The organism is Pseudanabaena yagii GIHE-NHR1 (genome assembly GCF_012863495.1).
GTDB classification, from domain to species: domain Bacteria; phylum Cyanobacteriota; class Cyanobacteriia; order Pseudanabaenales; family Pseudanabaenaceae; genus Pseudanabaena; species Pseudanabaena yagii.
In genome coordinates, this window is sequence record NZ_JAAVJL010000001.1 from 2806532 (window position 1) to 2824941 (window position 18410).

At 41.7% G+C, this 18410-nt stretch carries 15 protein-coding genes and 1 pseudogene; 10 read left to right on the forward strand and 6 right to left on the reverse strand.

Going from position 1 to position 18410, the window contains the following annotated elements:
- The first annotated feature begins 266 nt into the window (after positions 1-266).
- The 6 genes and pseudogenes from HC246_RS12820 to HC246_RS12845 all read left to right on the forward strand — a co-directional run bounded on the left by HC246_RS12820 (position 267) and on the right by HC246_RS12845 (position 5405).
- On the forward strand, positions 267-782 hold the full coding sequence (locus HC246_RS12820; protein WP_169363727.1) for a chemotaxis protein CheW: 516 nt from the start codon (positions 267-269) through the stop codon (positions 780-782).
- A 136-nt stretch (positions 783-918) separates the two neighbouring features.
- Positions 919-1926 (forward strand): late competence development ComFB family protein, encoded by a 1008-nt coding sequence (locus tag HC246_RS12825; RefSeq protein WP_169363728.1) that lies wholly within the window; start codon positions 919-921, stop codon positions 1924-1926.
- Positions 1927-2194: 268 nt separating this feature from the next.
- Complete coding sequence (gene hslO / locus HC246_RS12830) at positions 2195-3151, forward strand: Hsp33 family molecular chaperone HslO (protein ID WP_169363729.1); 957 nt, start codon at positions 2195-2197, stop codon at positions 3149-3151.
- A gap of 270 nt (positions 3152-3421) precedes the next feature.
- Complete coding sequence (locus HC246_RS12835) at positions 3422-3697, forward strand: hypothetical protein (protein ID WP_169363730.1); 276 nt, start codon at positions 3422-3424, stop codon at positions 3695-3697.
- 115 nt (positions 3698-3812) lie between these two features.
- A pseudogene (locus HC246_RS12840) lies at positions 3813-4106 on the forward strand (type II toxin-antitoxin system VapC family toxin); the annotation flags it as partial.
- A 315-nt stretch (positions 4107-4421) separates the two neighbouring features.
- Complete coding sequence (locus HC246_RS12845; protein WP_169363731.1) at positions 4422-5405, forward strand: SPFH domain-containing protein; 984 nt, start codon at positions 4422-4424, stop codon at positions 5403-5405.
- 40 nt (positions 5406-5445) lie between these two features.
- Here the strand turns inward: HC246_RS12845 and HC246_RS12850 are convergent, their stop codons facing one another.
- The 3 genes from HC246_RS12850 to HC246_RS12860 form a co-directional block, all read right to left on the reverse strand.
- On the reverse strand, positions 5446-6357 hold the full coding sequence (locus HC246_RS12850) for a cyanophycinase (protein ID WP_225902951.1): 912 nt from the start codon (positions 6355-6357) through the stop codon (positions 5446-5448).
- A 158-nt stretch (positions 6358-6515) separates the two neighbouring features.
- Positions 6516-6737, reverse strand: a complete 222-nt coding sequence (locus HC246_RS12855) for a DUF4327 family protein (protein ID WP_169363732.1) — start codon at positions 6735-6737, stop codon at positions 6516-6518.
- Positions 6738-7074: 337 nt separating this feature from the next.
- A complete protein-coding gene (locus HC246_RS12860; RefSeq protein ID WP_169363733.1) occupies positions 7075-8031 on the reverse strand; it encodes a branched-chain amino acid ABC transporter permease in 957 nt (318 codons plus the stop codon).
- 27 nt (positions 8032-8058) lie between these two features.
- On the opposite strand from HC246_RS12860, the gene HC246_RS12865 reads away from it, so the two are divergent.
- Positions 8059-8784 (forward strand): C39 family peptidase, encoded by a 726-nt coding sequence (locus tag HC246_RS12865; RefSeq protein WP_169363734.1) that lies wholly within the window; start codon positions 8059-8061, stop codon positions 8782-8784.
- Positions 8785-9150: 366 nt separating this feature from the next.
- On the opposite strand, the gene HC246_RS12870 is transcribed toward HC246_RS12865, so the two are convergent.
- The 3 genes from HC246_RS12870 to HC246_RS12880 all read right to left on the reverse strand — a co-directional run bounded on the left by HC246_RS12870 (position 9151) and on the right by HC246_RS12880 (position 14852).
- Positions 9151-12828 carry a PAS domain S-box protein gene (locus HC246_RS12870; protein WP_169363735.1) on the reverse strand — a complete coding sequence of 1226 codons (3678 nt, stop codon included), beginning with the start codon at positions 12826-12828 and terminating at the stop codon, positions 9151-9153.
- A 9-nt stretch (positions 12829-12837) separates the two neighbouring features.
- Positions 12838-14367: a tetratricopeptide repeat protein gene (locus HC246_RS12875; RefSeq protein ID WP_169363736.1), complete on the reverse strand. Its 1530-nt coding sequence runs from the start codon at positions 14365-14367 to the stop codon at positions 12838-12840.
- Between the two features lie 113 nt (positions 14368-14480).
- The gene (locus tag HC246_RS12880) at positions 14481-14852 is read right to left on the reverse strand and encodes a ferredoxin-thioredoxin reductase catalytic domain-containing protein (protein ID WP_169363737.1); all 372 of its coding nucleotides are present in this window, start codon (positions 14850-14852) and stop codon (positions 14481-14483) included.
- 188 nt (positions 14853-15040) lie between these two features.
- Between HC246_RS12880 and HC246_RS12885 the strand changes: the two genes are divergently transcribed.
- From HC246_RS12885 to HC246_RS12895, 3 genes are all read left to right on the forward strand, one after another.
- On the forward strand, positions 15041-15742 hold the full coding sequence (locus tag HC246_RS12885; RefSeq protein WP_169363738.1) for a hypothetical protein: 702 nt from the start codon (positions 15041-15043) through the stop codon (positions 15740-15742).
- 142 nt (positions 15743-15884) lie between these two features.
- Entirely contained in the window at positions 15885-16883 is a 999-nt protein-coding gene (gene trpS, locus HC246_RS12890; RefSeq protein WP_169363739.1) for a tryptophan--tRNA ligase, read from the forward strand.
- A gap of 112 nt (positions 16884-16995) precedes the next feature.
- Positions 16996-18408: an AAA family ATPase gene (locus HC246_RS12895; protein WP_169363740.1), complete on the forward strand. Its 1413-nt coding sequence runs from the start codon at positions 16996-16998 to the stop codon at positions 18406-18408.
- Positions 18409-18410: the final 2 nt, after the last annotated feature.

Here is an 18410-nt window from a genome sequence, read left to right on the forward strand (position 1 = left end):
CGGAAAAACAAACCTATCGCTTGCGTGAAAAGTGCTACATAGCATTTGTTTTTGAGACATCTTGTAGAAATGACTGGAATAGACAAGGGGCTTAAGCCCCTTGTTAAGGCTAATAAAACCTTCCAAGATGATTAACTTATTTTTTCAAGCTGCCTAAACCTAGCCCAAATATAACCTAGTCCTTAAATATCAGCATTCATGCTGTATACAAATCATCACAATGATCGCTATACATGGTTGAGGTTTACTAAAGTTGACATATATCCATGTACACATTTTTCGAGCAAACCGATCATCAAGATGTTAAAACGGATGCCCAACCCCAAGTAAAACTGAATACTTACTTGAAGTTTGCGATCGATCCTCAAACCATTGGCTTATTGGAAAGTGAATTTACGCAGGAAGTGTTAACGATTAAAGCTTCTCATGTCATGCCAGTACCGAATAAACCGTCCTGCATTTTAGGGATTTTAAGTCGGCATCGTCGTGTGTACTGGGCAATTGATTTAGCAATGCTCCTAGGTTTCCAGCCCCTAGATCCCAATATCCGCCTTTACGAAGTGATTTTGACATCTGTACAGGAATTATCGCTCGCTTTGATTGTTCCTAGCATTATGGGGGTTGTCCATCTTCCTAGCAATAATTTTGAGAATGATATTTTCGCTCTCCCTGCAACACTGAAACCCTATCTGAAGGGCTATATTCACGGGGAAAGCAAAGAAGGTATGGCTTATTTACTCAAAGCGGAGCATATCTTACAGTCAGCAATTTTACATTCGTAGTTTGATAGACACTTGATAGGCATATCACTTCTTTATGCCTATCAAGTGTCTATGGCTTTACATTCATTGCTCCTGAAATTCGATAGAATAATCTGAACTTGGGTGCTCCTTAGTACATACTCATGCAATCACTTCCATGGAATCTTGCCGCAATGTGCTCATTGAATTTGTCTATAGGGAAGCTCATGCTCAAATCCAGAGCTTAGGAAGTGGAATTAGACATAAATATAACGTTGATGAAGTCATTGCCTATGCTTTAAATCGCTTGCCCGCTATGTTTGCCTCGACGGATATTGAATTGCAGCAAAAGCGGCAAGAATGTATCTTGATGCGAGAAAATATTACGAAGATGACTCGCCAAGCCCTGATTGCGGTACGCCGCGATCCCTTACGCCAACCGCAACCACTGGCGGATATTGAGTTAGCTAATGCTCCCTATGCCTTGTTGGGTGTTCAAGAATTATTGGGTTGGCAAAATCTAATGTGGTGTGATGTTCCTAAAGCTTTGGAAGAGTCTCTAGAAAATGCGATCGCTAAATATAATTCAGGAAATCTGTCGCCAAGGGTAAGTAAGTACGGGGCATTAGGGAGAAGGCAGATTAATACCCAAATGTATTTGACTAAGACTTCTCAAAAATGTAGTGTTGCGCCTGAATCGAAACAGAGAGAATATGATGCTTATATGATTGAATCTAATCATCTGGTGCATTCTCTAGAAAGACTGGTGATTAGAATGGCACAGAATCGTGCTCAAAATTTCCCACCTTCGGAACTGAAGTTTATTCGTTTAGAAGATGTGCTTGCGCGGACTTTAAATCGTTTACCACCGTTATACGCAACTTCAGAAAAAGGATTAAATCATTTACGTTATTATGCCCAAATGAATATTGGTTCTGAAGTAGCGATTATAGTGCATGAGGAGATGCTGGAAGTGCGGAATCTGAGCTATCAGAAAATAGATCCGTTGATGTTTCAGCGCATTCGTCATGAGAGAGAACATTCCTTAGTCAAGGTTCGCAAGTTATTACTGAATCGCGATGTTAGATGGCAAAATCTGCTGGAAGTAGTATCCCAATCTTTGGAACTGGCTAAAAATGGAAAAGTCTGTTGGGAGCGATCGCCATCTAAAACATCGGTTATGTAGTCCTACATGGTTTATGGAAGCGCTCCCCTTCGGGGGCGCTTCCATAAATCCAAAAATCTACTGTTTTTCGTGGTAATCGTACTGACATCGATATCGTCATTTGAACCTTGCTTTGCAAGGCTCAAATGACGAAAAATGGTAAGCATCGCTTAGCGATGCTTACCATTTTTCGCATTCGTCGAACTGACGTTAACATAGAGATCAATGTAGAGATCAATGTAGGCATAGCCACTGATCTGTTCAATATCGTAGATGTTAGGAAAAGTTCATGAGCGATCGCTTAATTCGCGCTATTGCTGCCGATGCTAGAGTCAGAGTTGTTGGTGTTAATGTCACCGAATCGATTAATGAAGCCCAGCGCCGTCACCACTTGTCTGCTGTGGCAACCGCAGCCCTTGGCAGGGCTATGAGTGCGAGTTTGTTGCTTGCCTCGAATATGAAACAGCCTCAAGCTAGAGTCAATGTGCGGATAGCGGGAGATGGTGGTTTAGGTCTGGTTTATGCAGATGCTGGCTTTGATGGTACTGTGCGTGGATTTGTGTCTAATCCCCATTTCGAGTTGCCAGCCCTTGAAAATGGTCAGCAAAATGTGGGCGGTGCGATCGGTACGACAGGTTTACTGAAAGTGTTACGAGATGTTGGTTATGGTGAACCCTATAGCAGCACCGTTGAGTTGATTTCGGGAGATATTGCTGAGGATGTGGCTTGGTTTCTGGCTTCCTCAGAGCAAACCTATTCCAAGTTAATGCTGACGGAAGTGCTCGATCATGAGGCGATCGCTGATCCTAGTTCTAGCAATAATCCTGTGAAATTTGCTGCTGGTATATTGCTACAAATCATGCCTAAAGCTGCTTTACGGGCGGCGAAAACTTCTAATTTCTCGCAGGTGGATTTGCTGTCTCAATTAGAAGCTAAAAGTGATATCACCAAGTTTAAGGATCTGTTGACGCAAGGTAAGGCGATCGAAGAGGTGATGGCAACGCTCCTTGGCGATCTCAATCTGGAGATTTTGCCGATGAGTAAAGATGTGCGTTTTCATTGTCGATGTACGCTTGAGCGGATGCTAGCGGCAATGAAAATGTTTGGCGAGGAAGATTTGCGATCAATGATTGCGGAAGATGAAGGCGCTGAGGCGACTTGTCATTTCTGTAGTCAGGTTTATCACGCGACGACTGATCAGCTAAATAATTTGCTTAAGGAATTACAGCTTGAGGCAAAGGCTTAATTTGTAACAGTGCTTATTAGAGTATGGGGCAATTCCTCTGTGGGTTGTCCCATGTAAAAATCAGTGGCTTCGACTTCGCTCAGCCATCCATAAACTAATGGTTGAGCGAAGTCGAAGCTACTCACATTTCTTTTAGGATTGCTATATAGTAGATTCAATTAAAATCTAGAGTGTTTTAATTGAATCTACTTTAAATGTGGCTTCAGCAGAGTAGAGAAAGTGATCGCTTGCATCAAGATAAAATGATTACAATTTAATCTGACAAAAGCTATGGCTAAAACTTTGACAATTACGCTTCCAGATAATTTGGAAGAAGAGTTAACGGCTCAAGCGGCACGCCTAAATCAATCACCTGAAGCGATTTTGTTACAGGCTTTAACTAGGCAGTTAAAAATTTTGTCTGAGGTTAGCTTATTGCCAGTTATAGAAACAGATCCACTCTTACGTTTAATTGGCTCTATAGATGTTGACATACCCGATCTTGCTGAAAATTGCGATCACTACATTGGGCAAGATCTTTATCAGGAGCTAAAAGTGGATGGGTAGTTTGTTTGTTGATACGTCAGGGTGGGCAAGTCTTTTTATTCACTCCCAAACTTACTATCCACAAGCAGAGCAGTATTTTCGCTTAGCACTTTAGCAAAAACAAAAACTTTACACCACAAATTATGTAATTGCTGAGTTGGTAGCACTATTAAATAGACCACTCCGAGTTTCGAGGTCACGAGTTTTTGAAATCGTGGATGCAATCAAAATAGTTGATTATGTTGAGGTTGTTCACATTGATAGCGCAACTGATGCTTTAGCATGGACTCTTTGCAAAGGCAGAATAGATAAAGCTTGGTCTTTGGTTGACTGCTCGTCTTTTGTAGTGATGCAAAAATTAGGTATTCGGGAAGCTTTAACCACCGATCAACATTTTGAGCAAGCAGGGTTTGTCCGTTTGCTTAAATAAAAAACATTACATAAAATTTTGGAGAGTCATCGTAAAATTAATCCAAATTTCTGGAAGTTTTAAGCAATTAGAGCTTTAAAGCGCATTATCAATACCATTCCCACCATCACCAAAATCGTCGAAACCATCAGCAAAGTTTTCGGTGCATAGACAATCCTAAAGATCTCCGACTTTTTTGGTGATTAGCAAAAGTTATCTGTACTAGCAAAGAAAAAGTCGGAGATCTGGGAACCCACAGGTTACTTTTGCTTACCTGCTTATTCAATACGATCGCGCTATCATTAACGTGAGTTCAACTAACAATGGAAAAACATTATGGACTTATGGAGTTTTGTGATTGGTGCAGGTGTCTTCTTTGGTGTAGGAAGTTCATCTTTTAAAATTGTCAATCAAGGCGAAGAAGCACTAGTCGCATCCTTTGGTAAATACAAACGCAAACTACCTGCGGGTCCCCACTTTATCCTGCCCTTTATTGATACTGTTAGCTATAAAGGATCGATCAAAGAGCAAGTATTAGATATTCCTGCCCAACAATGCATCACCCGTGACAATGTGCCAATTACCGCCGATGCGGTGGTCTATTGGCGAGTTGTCGATATGGAAAAGGCATATTATCGTGTCGAGAACTTACGACAAGCGATCGTCAATATTGTGCTGACCCAGATCCGTTCAGAGCTTGGAAGCCTAGAGCTTGATGAGACATTTACGGCAAGAAATAAAATTAACGAACTCCTATTGCGCGATCTTGATGATGCGACCGAACCTTGGGGGGTAAAAGTAACGCGGGTAGAGCTACGTGATATCTTGCCAGCTAAGGCAGTGCAGGAGTCAATGGAATTGCAAATGACAGCAGAGCGTAAAAAACGTGCGGCAATTCTGACATCTGAAGGCGATCGCGAGGCAGCGATTAACAAGGCTAAAGGTTTAGCGGATTCCCAGCTACTCAATGCGGAGGCTTCTCAAAAAGCGGCGATCCTAGAGGCAGAGGGACAAAAGCAATCTCGCATTTTACGTGCTGAGGCGGAGCGTCAGGAACAGGTGCTGAAGGCGCAGGGGACGGCTCAGGCGATGCAAGTATTGTTGCAATCAATGAAGGGCAATCCTCAGGCACAGGAAGCATTGCAATTTTTATTAGCCCAAAGCTATATCTCGATGGCAACAACGGTTGGTTCTAGCGGTAGTAGCAAAGTGATGTTTATGGATCCGCGATCGCTACCTTCGACTTTAGAAGGTTTGAAGTCAATTGTTGATACTCCCATCGATACCACCGATTTACCAAATCAAGATTGGACTAAGTAATCAAAAAGGCTCGCTAAGCGAGCCTTTTTGATTACTTGATTTAAACAGATGGACTAATCGGAATCCGTTTGAGTAAATGATATTTACAACCTGTGGCAAGAATATGAACGCGCAAATTGTGAATTGTCAAAGGCGCAGAACCACTTACCCATAGTTGGTTGCTATAGGAGACTTCACCTGGATCGACCACAGTTACCGTGCCACGCCCCATCACACGCATGATGTTATTCGGTTCAAAGATGGCTACCGTGTCTTCATCGATGCCAATGCCAATGCGGTCAGGATGAGCCGCGATCGCTGTCATTAGACGTGCCATGCGGTTACGGTTATGGAAATGCTGATCGACAATAATTTCAGGCAGGATATTCAAGCCTGTACTCATATTGACCAGTTCCTTATGGGGAGACTCACCACTGCTACCACCAGAAATCATGTGATAGCCCATAGCGGCTGCCCCAGCACTTGTACCAGCGAGAACTAGACGCTGTTCGGCGATACGTTTGGCGATCATAATGGCAAAGGGGGTGTCAGCGATCAAGCCGCAAAGACGGAGCTGATCACCACCTGTCATAAAAATCCCTGTAAATCGATCCACTAATTTTTCGGCATCAGGATAGTCGTCGTGAGGACGCTCACGAATATCTAGTACTTCAACTACCTTTGCACCGAGATCGGTGAAAATATCATGATAAATTCGTCCGATAATATCAGGTTCTCTAGAGGCACAAGGAATTATGGCAATTCGAGCTTGGGAGCCGCCAGAATTTTCTATAAAGGCTTTGAGAATCTTGCGGTCTTGGACTTTATCCTCTCCACCACCGATTACCATTACCGCCGACTTAATAATTTGAGTCATGCCCCTATCTGTTGCCACATCTTCATCTAAGTTCAGCATATTAGCAGATTGGTCAACAAATTGTTTTAGACGATCAATTAGGCTAACTTGACTCATTTTGTTTTTTTGTTGACTCCCCAATGGTTGGAATTACCTCCATTGACGCTACATGACTAGAAAAACGATACACAACTTAAATTGTATAACTTTTGCGTGATCGCAGATTAATATTTGCCAAAAAAATAAGAGCGCTTAGCGCTCCTCTTCTGGTGGTCTTAATCACTTTGCCAGCATTCACGACTTAATAAATCACAAATGCGATCGCGTAGTAGGTAATGATTTTCTTCTAATTCTCGTTCGATTTGACACCATTCGCGATCGCGGAAAAAACGGCAAAGGGTATGAATAGGCTGACTACGGCTAAGCCTTCCACTTTCGAGTAGATGTCTTGCTTCGTCTTGGATAGCGCCGATGGAATAATAAAGTGAGTGCAACATAACCAGACTCTCTATGTAGGTTTTTGCGTAAATTTAGGTTCTAACGGTCAATGATTTACTCAAAGCCTAGAACTTACAGACTATTGTGATCGCCAAGTGAGTTAAGACATAAAAGGCAAAAGAGAGTTGCGGCGCATTGCGCCGCAACTCTCTTTTGATTTTTGGGACTGTCCTAACATAAAAATGGCTACCGATATATCAATAACTTGTGTCTGTGTAGAGGAATACAAACTTTAATTATTTTCCCATGTAGTTCCGTCCTCTTCATAAAATTACATGAAACTCAAAACAATAAAATATTTCATTAATTTCATGAAGATATAGGAAATGTATCAATTTATACTTTTTGCACAAAGGTCTTGCCAAGTAGCCCTTGGGGACGTACCAATAGAACGATGAGTAGGAGGGCAAAGGCAACTGCATCTTTGTATGCGGACTGATCGGATGGGACAAAGGATTCGGCAAGACCTAAAACTATACCGCCCACGACGGCTCCAGGGATATTGCCTAGTCCACCTAAGACGATGACGGCTAAACCTTTTAAGCCAAAGCCAATACCGAAATATGGTCCTGCGATGCTGACGCTAGATCCAACTAATGTACCTGCCAGTCCACCTAAAAAACCTGATACAAAAAAGGTGAGCAAAATGAAAAAGTCAGTATTAATACCTAAAAGGCTAGCGGTAGTGGCATCTTCGGCAACGGCTTTCATCGCTTTACCGAGTTTGGTGAAGTTAATGCCATAGGTCAAAATGGACAAAATAATTACGGATACGCCAAAAATCATAATTTGGACAGTGCGAATCGCGATCGGCTTATCAACTGTGCCGAAGTTGATGGCGGCGGGTAAACTGCCATAAATATTGGCAGGAAAGTTGTAGCTTTCTGCCCCAACAAGATATTGAATAATATTTACGATCGCTACGGCCACACCTAAGCTGGACACTAGGGTAAGTAAGGGATCGGCTTTGCGATCGCGTAGAGGTCGAAAGGCAATTCGCTCGATCAAAACGCTGACTCCACCTGCCAGTAAACTGCTTACAAAAATGGCAACAAAAAACGGTAAATGTAATTCTTTGGGTAAGGAGAGATTGGCTAAGATGCCATTAAATCCAAAGGCTCCTCCGCAAAGCACATAGGTAAAATATGCACCAAGGGTAAATACAGCACCATGAGCAAAGTTAATAATTCCTAAAATCGAGAATACTAAGGTATAGCCGAGGGCAAAAATGGCATAAACACTGCCAATGGATAAGCCGTTTAAAAACTGCTGCAAAAATACTGACAAGTCCATATGCGTTTTTGACTATGAATTTTTCTTATGAATTTTTTTAAGGATTTTACACTTGTGCTTACAGGATTAGTGATCGCAATTACAGTTACGCCTGCGTCATCGGCGATCGCTACTCTCAAGTATCCTCACACTAAGCAGTATATAGATCAAAACTTAACTGCTTCGGGTTCATCGCAAGTAATTGAACTACCTGATACGGGCACACAGAATGACAGTTGGAGTTGTGGTCCGAATTCCGCAGCAAGGTTATTGCGCTATTACGGACATGATGTGGACTATGCAACTGTGCGGGCTGCCACGGATAAGAAGCTATTTTTGCCGCAAAAAATGCGGAACCCCTTTAATAATCAATGGATTGAGGTGCGAACAGGGACACCACCGCAGACTTTACAACAGGTGATGCAGCGATGGGAAGGCGATCGCGTGAAGAAATCGCCCCAGACTAGCTTTAATCGTTTAATTAATTTAGTGCGATCGGGTAAACCAGCGATCGCCTTGGTACGGGTTGGCAGTTTCCAAATTCCATATATTGGTTCAATTCCCTATTTGCATTGGATCGCAGTGACAGGAGCCGATCCAGTCCAGCAACAAATCTATTACACCGATACCAATAGCCAAGTTTATTCCTTGTCATACAAAGATTTTCAGTCTCGATGGAATTTGGGCTTAGATCGAGATGTGAGTAATGCGATCGCCAATATCCTCAAAAGTAATGGCGTAGAAGCAAGGACTATTGTCTGGATTGATCGGTAAGGGTTTGCATAGCAAAAGATATTTTTTAAAAGGTTTGCGAAGCAAGCCTTTTAAAAAATATCTTGGTTTGGTTTTGAGCGTAAAGAGCTGTAAAATTTGCCAGTTTAACCCGAACTGGCGTTAAGAAATGAGCTAAGAATATCTGCCTGCTTAGGCTCTTGCGGATAAAAATGTCCCACCAAAGTTATCTAGCTTCGACTTCGCTCAGCTAACGTTCGACTTCGCTCAGCTAACGTTCGACTTCGCTCAGCTAACGTTCGACTTCGCTCAGCTAACGTTCGACTTCGCTCAGCTAACGTTGGCTGAGCGGAGTCGAAGCCACAGGTACTTTAATTAATAGCAAGTCCCTTAGTAGGCGGCTTATTCTTAGCTCATTAGTACCTCTTGCTGCTGGGACTCTAGAAACTCGCGAATACGTCTAATTTGGAACTCACGGGCATAGCTGAGAATTTGCTTGGTGAAGGGTACAAAAGCAGGATCGGTTTCTTGGAGCAGTATCACTTCATCTTGAATGGCAAGAATATCGCCGATACGTGCCATTTGGATTAATTTGTCTAGCGTGCAGGTTGGGGGAAAGATTAAGGGTTGAGTGGTTTCCTCAATATTGCGATTACTGCGATTATTGGGATTGCTATCTAATCCATTCGGCAATGGGGCATCACCAAGCGCGAGATCATCATATTGCCACTCTAAATTGAGCAGCGATCGCATCGTATGGAAGAGGCTGTCGGGATTGACGGGTTTCGCGATGAAAGCATTGCAACCCACATTTAGACTCAGTTCACGATCTTGGCTAAAGGCACTGGCGGAAACCATCACAATGGCAGTCTTCTCGAACATGGACAACTGCCGTAATTGCTTCGTAGTTTCATGCCCATCGAGTTCGGGCATGACCATATCCAGCAAAATTAAATCTGGGGCAAAAATCTGGGCTTGGTTAATACAGTCATAGCCATCGATCGCTTCGGCAACAATAAATCCGAGGGGGGTAAGCAGATCGCTCAAGACCATTCTATTTTCGGTTTTGTCGTCAACCACTAAGATTTTGCGGCGATCGCCATAGTACCCAGTGATCGTGCGACTATCAATGGTGTTTGTGATGTTGTGATTGGGAACTTCTGCCAAATCAATTTCAAACCAAAAAGTACTACCTTCATTCAAAGTACTGGTGACTTGGAGTTGCCCTCCCATCATTTCCACAATTTTTTGACAAATCGGTAAACCTAAACCAGTGCCAGAATAGCGACGGGAGCGCTCACCTACCTGTTGAAATGGTAAAAAGATTTCCTCTAGTTTATCGGGATCGATGCCCACCCCAGTATCGGCGATCTCAAAGCGCACTTTGTAGTTCTTCTGTTTGGTGTTGCTAGAGTTGAGGTTATTAGATTCGTAGGGCTGAGCACTGACGCTGAAGGAGACACTGCCGCGATCGGTGAATTTGACTGCATTCCCAAATAAGTTGATCAGTACTTGACGCAGACGCTTCTCATCACCATACATAATTGTAGGAAGAGGGGTGAGGGGTTGATAAATCAATTTCACATCCTTCGCATGAACCTGCAATTGAAACATATCAGTGATACTTTGCAGGAGTTTAGGAAGGTCAAACTCACTGGTATTAAGTTCTAGTTTTTTTGCTTCAATTTTGGAAAGATCGAGAATGTCATTTAATAGCGTTAATAAATGCTCACCACTGCGCTGAATAATTTCTAATCCTGAACGGTGTTTTTGCGGATCATCACTGCGCTTGAGGATTTGGGCATAACCTAAAATCCCGTTTAAAGGAGTGCGTAACTCATGACTCATATTAGCGAGAAAATCACTCTTGGCTCGGTTTGCCATGTCCGCAATCTCTTTGGCGGATTGGAGTTCCTTTTCCGCCCGCTTGCGATCGGTAATATCTGTGCCGACAGAAAGAATTTCAATTAATTGCCCCTGATCATCATAAATGGGCTTATTTGACCAAGTTACCCAGACTCGTCTTCCATCTTTACAGATATTCTCATTCTCATTGAGTTGATATTTTTCGGGACTCTGACAGATATCCTCAATCATTATCCGAAGGTCTTCGCCTGTAATACTTTCGGCTGACACAATTGTTTCTAGAACATAAGAACCAATAATTTCTTCTAATTCATATCCAAAAAACTTCAATCCATAGTCATTTAAAAAGCAAATATTCCCCTGAGTATCCCAGCGTAAAATAATACAGTTAGCTGATTCGACTAGATCACGATATTTCTTTTCACTCTCTTTAATATTCTCTTCGATTTTTTTACGATCGCTAATATCTTTTACCGCATAGATCGCGAAGGCCTGACCACCAAATTCAATAGTTTCTGAAGAGATTAATCCCGTAATAACTTTGCCTGCTTTAGTAACAAAACTTGCCTCGTAGTTAAAAACTCGCCCATCTCTTTCTAAAATTTCCAACATGCGATCGCGTTCCCGTAAATCTAGCCATAGATTCAAATCAGAGGGAGCCGAGCCAATCGCTTCTTCGCGACTATAGCCTGTAATCTGCGTCCATTTGTCATTAACATCAACATGTTTGTTCGTACCAGCAGTAATTAAAGCCATGCCATCGGGACTAGACCGAAACGCCTTGGCAAATTTTTCCTCAGATTCGCGCAGGGCAGCTTCTGTCATTTCATGTTCGAGGATTTCCTGCTGTAGTGCTTGCGTGCGTTCATCAACTTTCTGTACTAGTAATTGCGAATATTCCTCTAATCTGGTGTGCGATTTTTTCATTTGGCGACTCATCTGATTAAAGGCTGTCGCTAAGATTGCGAGTTCCTTAACTACGCAAGAATATTCAACTTTTTGATTGAGATTACCATTAGCGATCGCCTGACTTGCAATGCTTAATTGCGTGATTGGGCGACTCAGCCAACGTGCCGAAATAACACCAAAGATAGTAGTCAAGCTCAATGCGATAAAACACAAGATAAACGTTGAGATCGTATTTTCTTTGATTTGGGAGAGAAATTCCGACGCAGGTACAACTACGACAATGCACCAGTTCAATCCCCTCAATTCAGATGTGTTCTTGAGGCTGTCTACCTGTAAGTAATGATTTTCGCCATCAAATTTAATTACTGATTGCAAAAGTTGATGATTATCCTCAACCTCTTGTGATTTGAGCCATTCAGCTACTTTTTGAGTTAATTGATCTTGACTTTGGTCTGCGAAAATACGCTCAGGGTTACTATTTCGATTGTTTTGCTTGTTAGGATCAGCAATAGTAGCTTCTAAATTAGAACTTGCGACTAGCCTTCCTGCATGATCGACGATAAATGTCAGTCCCTTTTGACTAACTTTAGTTTCCTTGAGAAATTCATTGATATCTCCCAAGCGCATGGATACACCCAATACACCTTGAAACTCGCCATTGGAGTTGTAAATAGGCTTAATTGCTGTGATTGCGGCTTCACCAGTTATCGATTCTGTATATACTTCACTCCAAGTACTTTGTTTGGACTGCATGACTTTCTGATACCAAGAGCGATCGCTGAGCTTAAGGCGATTCTTTGCCATCAATGGTGATTTTGCTCTTCCCAAATTGTCTGCCATGTAAGCGGCTGTAGCATCTTCTACGGTGAACTGGTTCTTGAAGCGGCGTGCACCGATGTATTGCCCCGAAGGAGTAGTGACGTAAATATTACTGATATGGGGAAAATCTTGTAACTCTTTCCAAAATAGAGTTTGGATTTTCTGCTCATTAGCACCATCGAGTTGCTCTAAATCAATATTGTTTGCATTGATTTGATTGAGGGTGTAGGGAAGCTCTAAATAGGAATTTAAGCGATCTTGGACTTGTTCTGTAACTTTGCGATGGATCTGATTGGTGAGATTACCGATCGCTTCATGGGTGTTGCGAAAGGTTAACCAACTAATTAAGCCGACAATGCCGAAGGTACTGAGCAGAAATGGCACTGTGATCAGCACAATCAAAGGTACTTTGAATCCATTGCTTTCACAACTGATGCTAGCTCCAGTTGTGACTACTTTAGAAGTTGTGGAAGGAAGGATTGGTGTTGTCATGGGCTTTTTTTAGTCAAAACCTAGTCTTCTCAACGCGAGGCGACGATTTTGCCATACTTGAGTCTCTTGGGGAGAAATCTGAATTGCTTTATCATAGGCGGCGATCGCTTCTTCTAGTTTACCAAGTCCACTGAGGGCATTGCCTCGACTATACCAAGCGAAATGGTCATCAGGATTAATTTCCAAGGCTCGATCATGGCTAGCGATCGCATCTTCATAAAGTTCTAGGCGGCTGAGCACCAAACCGCGATTATTCCAAGCGTAATAGTCATCAGGGCGGATTTCTAAGGCTTGATCATAGCTAGCGATCGCTTCTGTATAGTTTCCCCAATGCTCAAGGGCTTTTGCACGGCTATACCAAATTTGATGATCATGGGGCTTATACTCTAGGGCGCGATCGTAACTTGCTACCGCTTCCCCATATTTACCAATACTTTCAAGAGCATAGGCTCGACTAAACCAACCTTGCACATAGTCAGGTTTGAGTGCTAATGCCTTTTCGCAATGCTCGATCGCTTCTTCATACTTACCGAGCACACTATAGACTAAGCCCTTGCCACCATAGGAATAATAGTAATCGGGCTTATGTCTAAGGGCGATATTGTAACTATTGATTGCCTCTTCATAACGCCCCAACATACTTAAGGAGGTTCCCAAATTATGCCACGCTGCATAAAAATCTTCTTTGTAGGAGAGTGCTTGGCGGTAGTTATCTATGGCTTCTTCATGGTGATCGCTCAGGTCTAGGGCAACAGCACGGTTATACCAAGCTAAATGGTTATCATTACGAATTTGTAAGGCAAGATCGCAATTAGCGATCGCTTCTTGACAACGGTTTCCTGCAACTAATAGACCACCTTGCTCTAGTAATAGCTCGATGCGTCGTTCAGAAATTAATGGTTGAGCATCAATTAACTTTTGGAGATCCTCATACTTGTGATCGCGCTCTTCCTCACTAATTTGAGCATATGCCTCATAGCGATCGCCCCCCACCCAACGAAAGGCTTCTTGTCGTAGTAGCTCCATGTCCGTGGGGAATTCAAACACCTCAACGGAATTATTAAAAAGTTCAGGAGAGCTATTAATAAAAAACTTAAGTGCAAATAAGGGTAATAGAAATACAAAACAAATTGAAAATTTCTCTTTAAGTTTGGATTGTAATAAACTCAAATGGGCAAGCGGACGTGGAATATGTTCTAACTTTTCGCTTAAGCTACTATCAGCAATATCGTCAACTTTGTTTTCTAGAAACTCTTCAATACCTGTAACAAATAATACCTTTGCCTCATGTAAATCTGTCCTCTCAACTAACATCTCGTAAAAATCAGCGATCGGTTGATCAAGCCTTAATACATTGATACTTCGATGGGCTGTATCTGTTATTGACCTTTTTATAATTTGCTCTCCCTCAGCAGGCGAACAACGCACAAAAAGCATTGCAAAATCTTGTTTTTGCCTCAATAAATTTAATAAGGTTTGATATTCTGTCTCTGGATTTTTTAGAGCGTCTTTATCCCAAATGTTTCCAGTGTAATTCATGGCTCTCCAAGTTGACTGAATACTCAAGCCAATCATAGCAAAGTTGTAAAAATCTGTTGCATTTCGTGATTGCAAAAATAAAGGCGGTACTTTAGTACCACCTTCATAGTTTTTTAGGCATCGTATACAATATCTACGATTTCTAGTTCTTGTTTAGTTCCTGCAAAGGGATTATCTGGTGTCAGAAAAAGCATACAGTGACATTCTTTGCGTTCACGCATTGGCACACAGGGACAATTCCAATAGGTATCTTTGACTTCAGCTTCCTTGTCTTCGTAATAACGGCAAGGACAAAGCGGAGAGCCTAGTTCTTCTTTATGCTTTGCCAAGCCTTCGATAACGGCATTGGTTACGCTAGGATCGGAGCAAAAAAAAGTCCCTGTGTTTTTAGCGTATTTTTCGGAAAACTTTCTCATCGCTTCAAAGCTTTTGGAGGAAGCTTTGTTTTTCCCACGATCTGACTCTGACTCTGGTTTAAGGGACATAAACTAAAAAAATTGCAAAGAAACGGCTAATTATTACCTATAGCATGAAATCGCTACGCTACCATTGCGAGAAATTGTCTGATTCAATAATTGCAAACAAGAATTTTTGCTAAAGTAGTAACTAGGAAAACTGAAGACCTATCAGCCGTACCCGTAAATATGGCATATGGCAAGTATGACAAATACTTATGGCAAACTCATATGGCAAACATATGGCAACTAAAGTGGCAGTCAAGGTAAAACTTTATATTTGTGTGAGATTAGCGATCGCGGCAATCTTGGTCAACATGATTGTCGGTATTTCTATGACGCAAGCCAATGATGCTGATAGTTCTACCAAGAAGCTCGGTGCAGTAAGGACTTTGCCGAGTTTGCAGACAAGAGCACAACCTCCCTTGCAGCCTACAACTTTGCATCTGGGTATGTTGCAGAGGCAGTTTTTTGAATATGCCAAGGACAATAATTGGGTGGCGATCGCTACGATTCATCGCGGTGAGTTCACGGTGCATCAGTTGCAACCTGGAGGCGAAGGTTTGTATGCGTTGCCCGATCGCAAGCTAGTCTATGTGCGTGGCTTTACGGCGAATGTTTACTTTGAAAGCGATCGCTTAGTAGGTATTCGTTTAGTTCCTGATAATCGCGATCGTGCCCTGACTGCTCCCGAATTATTAACCTTAGTGAGGGCATGGTTCCCCGATGATGCCTTGAGTGTGATCTATCAAGTTGCACCATCCGATCCTCGTAAGAGCATAGTTGAAACGCTAATTGGTACAATACCAAAGGCTTTTGAATGGGATTTAGGAAAAACGAGTTTGCCCTTTTGTCGCACCATTGTTTTTCCTGCCCCCGTTCCAATAAATACCTTATCGACCTGTAGTCTAAACTTGTAGAGAGCGCTTAGCGCTCAACCCCAAACCAAGAGATATTTTGAAAGTTTTGCTCGGCAAGACTTTCAAAATATCTCTTGTAATTCATTTGTTCGATAATTGCTGTAAGCCATTTGTTTCTCAATCTACTGACAAATTATTTCCCATGCAAAAACGAGTTCTATCTGGTGTACAACCAACTGGCAACCTCCATATTGGCAATTATTTGGGGGCTATTCGTAACTGGGTAGAGACTCAGGCTGATTACGAAAACTTCTTTTGTGTTGTCGATCTGCACGCGATTACAGTCCCTCACGATCCGAAAACCTTAGCTAGCAACACTCGCGACATTGCGGCTTTATATATTGCCTGTGGGATTGATCCGAATATTTCCACAATTTTTGTGCAGTCCCATGTATCCGCCCATGCCGAGTTAACATGGCTTCTCAATTGCATCACGCCGCTAAATTGGTTGGAGCGAATGATCCAATTTAAGGAGAAGGCAATTAAGCAAGGGGAAAATGTGGGTGTGGGGCTACTAGACTATCCCGTATTAATGGCAGCCGATATTTTGTTATATCAAGCGGATTTAGTTCCAGTTGGTGAAGATCAGAAGCAACATTTAGAACTGACGCGGGATATTGCGGGAAGGTTTAATGATCAGTTTGCGCCTGTGCTGAAAGTGCCTAATCCTTTAATTCGGAAGGAAGGGGCAAGGGTGATGAGCCTCACTGATGGAACTAAAAAAATGTCGAAGTCTGATCCTTCGGAAATGAGTCGGATTCATTTGCTCGATAAGCCCGATGAAATCGCAAAGAAAATCAAAAAATGTAAAACTGATGCTGTACGTGAGCTAGCCTTTGATGATAGCGATCGCCCTGAAGCGAATAATCTTCTCGGTCTATACGCAATTTTTGCGAATAAGACTAAGGAGAAAGTGCAAGCTGATGCTGCGACATGGCGCGGTTGGGGTGATTTTAAGACTGTATTGACTGATGCTGCGATCGCTCATCTTGAGCCAATTCAAGTTAAGTATAACGAAGTAGTAAAAGAGTCAGGCTATCTAGATCGCGTATTAAAAGAAGGTCGTGAAAAGGCTTCAGAGACTGCTTTTAAAACCCTCAATGCTGTCAAAGATGCGATGGGTTATTTACCACCTTTATAATAGTTAGTTAGATATATCTCACTTCCCAAGCAAGGGCTTAAGCTCCTTGCTTGAATCTTATAAATTTGCAATATGCAAAAATTTACTCAAGTTTCTCTATTAGTTAAAGTCAATGACTAAAACAAAAAGCACATCAAAAGATAATCAGAATAGCAAGACCGAACAAGGAATCACAAGAATTTCTGTTTCTCGATATAAGTCACTTGCGGAAGAATGCAGTATTGAAATAGCTCCTTTAACTATTCTCTCTGGTGCGAATAGCTCTGGTAAGTCTAGTATCATGCAGCCATTATTATTAATGAAACAAACTTTAGAATCTACCTATGATGCAGGTTCTTTAAAGTTAAATGGTGCAAATGTTCGCTTAACTTCAACAGATCAAATATTTACAAAAGTCGTTAATAGTTCCTTGTCTGCAAGTAATGTATTTTCTGTTTCCATAGAAATGGGAAAACAGAAAATACTGGAGAGTATTTTTAAAAAGGTAAATAAAGTTAAAGGCATACAGATTTATTCTTCAATGTATAAACAGGAAGACCTAACTATGACCCTACGATCAGATATGACCCACGAAAACATAGTAAATAGTCTTCCCCCTCTGATTCAGGAATATTATAAGAAGACATATTATGATCCTGTAACAGAGAAACATAAGTTTTGGATTGAAAGATATAAATGTTTGTTGTATGTGGACTCTTCATCTTTGATGGCAGTAGAAAATTCGCGGTTTGCTGCATCTGTAAACTTGCTTGAATTAATACGTTTACTTAAAGCATTTGGCAATGATGGTTTATGTCTTTCTATAGAAACGCAAATTCGTCAGTTGATACATATACCAGGATTAAGAGGAAATCCTGAGCGTACTTATCCTGTTAGCTTTGTAGGTGGAGGTTTTACTGGAACATTTGAAAATTATGTTGCTAGTATTATTCATCATTGGAAGATCTCTAAGGATGAGAGGTTAAAACAACTAAGTGATTCGCTGCAAATATTAGGATTAACTTGGAAAGTTGATACAAAGCAAATTGACGATACACAAGTTGAGGTTAGGGTTGGGAGAGTGGCAAATAAAGGGAATAGTAAATCTACTGATATGGTTAGCATTGCTGATGTTGGGTTTGGATTATCACAAACCTTGCCAGTAGTTGTAGCTTTATTAGTTGCTGAACCAGAGCAATTAGTATATTTAGAACAACCAGAAATACATTTACATCCTCGCGCTCAAGCTAACTTAGCTCAGCTACTTGTTGATGCCGCAAATCGAGGTGTTAGAGTCGTTGTCGAAACCCATAGTGAATTATTAATTAGACGAGTACAATCACTAATTGCTGAAGATAAAATTGCTGCTGAAAAAGTAAAATTGCATTGGTTTAGTCAAGATGATAATGGCTTTACAAAAGTCACTACAGCAGAACTTGATGAAACAGGGGCTTTTGGTGACTGGCCAGAAGACTTTAGCGAAATTTCTTTGCAAGAAGAGAGTCGTTATTTAGATGCTGCTGAATCTAAATTGATGGCAGTCTAAAT

Bases quoted from the DNA above. Each gene is read 5' to 3' on its own strand.
- HC246_RS12820 (WP_169363727.1), top strand. From the start codon at position 267: ATGTACACATTTTTCGAGCAAACCGATCATCAAGATGTTAAAACGGAT.
- HC246_RS12825 (WP_169363728.1), top strand. From the start codon at position 919: ATGGAATCTTGCCGCAATGTGCTCATTGAATTTGTCTATAGGGAAGCT.
- hslO (WP_169363729.1), top strand. From the start codon at position 2,195: ATGAGCGATCGCTTAATTCGCGCTATTGCTGCCGATGCTAGAGTCAGA.
- HC246_RS12835 (WP_169363730.1), top strand. From the start codon at position 3,422: ATGGCTAAAACTTTGACAATTACGCTTCCAGATAATTTGGAAGAAGAG.
- HC246_RS12845 (WP_169363731.1), top strand. From the start codon at position 4,422: ATGGACTTATGGAGTTTTGTGATTGGTGCAGGTGTCTTCTTTGGTGTA.
- HC246_RS12850 (WP_225902951.1), bottom strand. From the start codon at position 6,357: ATGAGTCAAGTTAGCCTAATTGATCGTCTAAAACAATTTGTTGACCAA.
- HC246_RS12855 (WP_169363732.1), bottom strand. From the start codon at position 6,737: ATGTTGCACTCACTTTATTATTCCATCGGCGCTATCCAAGACGAAGCA.
- HC246_RS12860 (WP_169363733.1), bottom strand. From the start codon at position 8,031: ATGGACTTGTCAGTATTTTTGCAGCAGTTTTTAAACGGCTTATCCATT.
- HC246_RS12865 (WP_169363734.1), top strand. From the start codon at position 8,059: ATGAATTTTTTTAAGGATTTTACACTTGTGCTTACAGGATTAGTGATC.
- HC246_RS12870 (WP_169363735.1), bottom strand. From the start codon at position 12,828: ATGACAACACCAATCCTTCCTTCCACAACTTCTAAAGTAGTCACAACT.
- HC246_RS12875 (WP_169363736.1), bottom strand. From the start codon at position 14,367: ATGAATTACACTGGAAACATTTGGGATAAAGACGCTCTAAAAAATCCA.
- HC246_RS12880 (WP_169363737.1), bottom strand. From the start codon at position 14,852: ATGTCCCTTAAACCAGAGTCAGAGTCAGATCGTGGGAAAAACAAAGCT.
- HC246_RS12885 (WP_169363738.1), top strand. From the start codon at position 15,041: ATGGCAAACTCATATGGCAAACATATGGCAACTAAAGTGGCAGTCAAG.
- trpS (WP_169363739.1), top strand. From the start codon at position 15,885: ATGCAAAAACGAGTTCTATCTGGTGTACAACCAACTGGCAACCTCCAT.
- HC246_RS12895 (WP_169363740.1), top strand. From the start codon at position 16,996: ATGACTAAAACAAAAAGCACATCAAAAGATAATCAGAATAGCAAGACC.